Source organism: Bradyrhizobium sp. P2_E8, from assembly GCF_056403875.1.
Map to the genome: position 1 here is coordinate 1 of NZ_JBFUES010000814.1, position 3,473 is coordinate 3,473.

General features: G+C 66.3%; 1 protein-coding gene and 1 pseudogene. Both read left to right on the forward strand.

Annotation, left to right across the window (positions count from 1 at the left end; translation table 11 throughout):
* A pseudogene (locus AC1D00_RS32330) lies at positions 1 to 95 on the forward strand (DUF3108 domain-containing protein); the annotation flags it as partial.
* A gap of 799 nt (positions 96 to 894) precedes the next feature.
* The coding region (locus AC1D00_RS32335) for a helicase-related protein (RefSeq protein WP_477013456.1) at positions 895 to 3,473 on the forward strand (2,579 nt) is incomplete at its 3' end.

Sequence of the window (3,473 nt, forward strand, 5' to 3'; positions counted from 1 at the left end):
GGCTGAAAGTGCCGACGCCGCTGGGGCCCGCGATGCTGGAGGCGACAAGCTTCATCACATCAGCCCAGCCGCCGCGGGTTGCGAAGACGCAGTAACGGCCGCGCTGCGATTCCTCCGTCATTCCGGGGCGCGCCACTTGGCGCGAACTACGGTGCGCAATTGCGCACCTGAGAATCCATGGCGAGACAAGCCCTGTGGCCTGATGGATTCCGGGCGCGCGACTCCGTCGCGCCAGGGAATAACGAGCGGAGGGATTTTGCACGCAGCCTCAACACCTTACCCGCCGTCACCCCGCCACCCGCCCACGGGCCGTTTCTACTGTGCATGGGGTTGTTTTCGCGAAAATGCGTTTGGGGGCCCGGCCATGACGGGGAAGCAGGCGGAGGGGCGTGAATCCATTTGACTCCTCACCGATTCTGATTCGACTCCGCGCCGTCCCCAATTTTAAGGAACCCGCCACCGAAGTGTCGCTTGTGCGGCAGCCCAAAACTCCATCTAGTGCAATCAAACACAGGGCGCCGCGACATGTTGCGTGAACGGAACAGGACTCAAAGGGGAGTCAGCGATTCGGCCGCGATTCGTTCTAGAGTCGTTCCGATGCTTAAGGACACAGGGAAAAGCGTCGCAAAGTGAGACAGTTGCGCGAGGTTTTGAGGATGCTCCACACACTCCGCTGTCATGCCCCGGCTTGACCGGGGCATCCAGTACGCCGCGGCTTCTCGGTTCGGTCACGACCGCCTCGGCGTACTGGATCGCCCGGTCAAGCCGGGCGATGACAGCAGTGGGGGCGGCCGCCGCGCAGCGTTCGGAGACATACCCGACACCTCGCAAGCCGCCGCGCCGCCCCAAACAGCACTGACATTCGCCGAAATCGGCACTACCTAATCGTACAGAATGGCTTTTCCCCCTTCCCCCTTCGCCTCCGAGCGCGCACCCGGCGCGGGCGTCACTGCGGTGCTCGGGCCGACCAACACCGGCAAGACCCATCTCGCCATCGAGCGGATGCTCGCGCATCCCTCCGGCATGATCGGCCTGCCGCTGCGCCTGCTCGCGCGCGAGGTCTACAACAAGATCGCCGATCGCAAGGGCGTGGAGAGCGTCGCGCTGATCACCGGCGAGGAGAAGATCAAGCCGAAGAACCCGCGCTACTGGGTCTCCACCGTCGAGGCGATGCCAAGGGATCTCGACGTCTCCTTCCTCGCCGTGGACGAGGTCCAGATCGCCTCCGATCTCGAGCGCGGCCACGTCTTCACCGACCGCATCCTCAACCGCCGTGGCCGTGACGAGACGCTGCTCTTGGGCGCTGCCACCATGCGCCCGATCATCGAGCGGCTGTTGCCCGGCGTGTCCATGATCACGCGGCCGCGGCTGTCGCAGCTGGAATTTGCCGGCGATCGCAAGATCACCCGCCAGCCGCGCCGCACCGCCATCGTCGCGTTCTCGGCCGACGAGGTCTACGCCATCGCCGAGCTGATCCGCCGCCAGCATGGCGGCGCGGCCGTCGTGCTCGGCTCGCTCAGCCCGCGCACCAGAAATGCACAGGTGTCGATGTTCCAGAACGGCGACGTCGACTATCTCGTCGCCACCGATGCGGTCGGCATGGGCCTCAATCTCGACGTCGACCACGTCGCCTTCGCCTCCGACCGCAAGTTCGACGGCTACCAGTTCCGCCGCCTGACGCCGTCCGAATTCGCGCAGATCGCCGGCCGCGCCGGCCGCGCCACGCGGAATGGAACGTTCGGCACCACGGGCCGCTGCGCGCCGTTCGAGCCCGAGCTCGTCAACGCGCTGCAGAACCACACTTTCGACAGCGTGAAGATGCTGCAATGGCGCAATTCGAAGCTGGATTTCTCCTCGCTCGGCGCGCTGCAGGTGTCGCTGAACCTCTCCCCCGGCCATGAGGCGTTGACGCGGGCGCCCATTGCAGAAGACATGCGCGTGCTCGACCACGTCGCCCGCGACGCCGATGTGCGCGATTCCGCACATGGCAAGCTGGCGGTGGAGCGGCTGTGGGAGGCCTGCCAGGTCCCCGACTACCGAAAACTGTCGCCGGCGGCCCATGGCGAGCTCGTGACCACGCTGTACGGCTTCCTGATGCAGAAGGGCCGCATTCCCGATGCCTGGTTCGCGGCCCAGGTGGACCAGGCCGACCGCGTCGACGGCGATATCGACACCCTGTCGGGCCGGATCGCGCAGATCCGCACCTGGACCTTCGTCGCCAACCGGCCGGACTGGCTCGCGGACCCCGAACACTGGCAGGGGATTACGCGGGAGGTCGAAAATAAATTATCGGATGCGCTCCATGAACGCTTGACTGAGCGTTTCGTTGATCGCCGGACCAGTGTATTGATGCGCCGCCTGCGGGAGAACACGAGCTTGAATACTGAAATCGGCAAGACCGGCGAAGTCATCGTCGAAGGCCATGTCATCGGCCGTCTCGATGGCTTCACCTTTGCACCGGACGCGGCGGAAGCCGGCTCCGATGCGAAAGCCTTGCAGGCTGCGGCCCAAGCGGTGCTCGCCGGCGAGATCAACGCGCGCGCCGAAAAACTGGGCAACGCGCCGGACGAGCAGTTCGTGCTGACCTCGGAAGGCACCATCCGCTGGACCGGCGACGCCGTGGCGCGACTGTCCGCCGCAGAGGACGCGCTGCATCCGCGCATCCGCATCATCTCCGACGAGCGCCTGACCGGCAGCCCGCGCGAGAAGGTGCAGGCCCGCCTCGACCTCTGGCTCAAGACGCATATCGAAAAGCTGCTCGGGCCCATGTTCGAGCTCAGCAAGGCCGAGGACGTCACCGGCATTGCCCGCGGCATCGCCTATCAGCTCGTCGAGGCGCTCGGCGTGCTGGAGCGTCCCAAGATCGCCAACGAGCTGAAGGATCTCGACCAGCCCTCGCGCGCGACCTTGCGCAAATACGGCGTCCGCTTCGGCGCCTATCACCTCTATTTCCCCGGCCTCCTGAAGCCCGCCGCGCGTGCGCTCGCCGCGCTGCTGTGGGCGCTGAAGCAGGACAATGTCGATCTGTCCTCGCTCTCGGGCGCGCAGCATCTGGCATCTTCGGGCCGCACCTCGTTCCCGGTCGACAAGCAACTGCCGCGCGATGCCTATCGCGTGCTCGGCTACAAGCAGGCCGGCGAGCGCGCCGTGCGCGTCGACATCCTGGAGCGCCTTGCCGATCTGATCCGTCCGGCGCTGGCCTGGCGTGATAACTCGCCCGGCGAAAAGCCCGCCGGCGCGTTCGACGGCCGCAGCTTCGTGGTGACGCAGGCGATGACCTCGCTCACGGGCTCCGCGGGCGAGGATTTCGCCTCGGTGCTGCGTGCGCTCGGCTATCGCATGGAGAAGCGCCCGCCGCTGCCGCCGAAGCCTGTGGCGGTCGTTGCTGAAGCTTCCAGCGCAGAGGCTCCCGCCGAGACGCCTGCGACCGAAACGCCGGTCGAGGACGCCGCCGCAGACACACCGATCGAAGC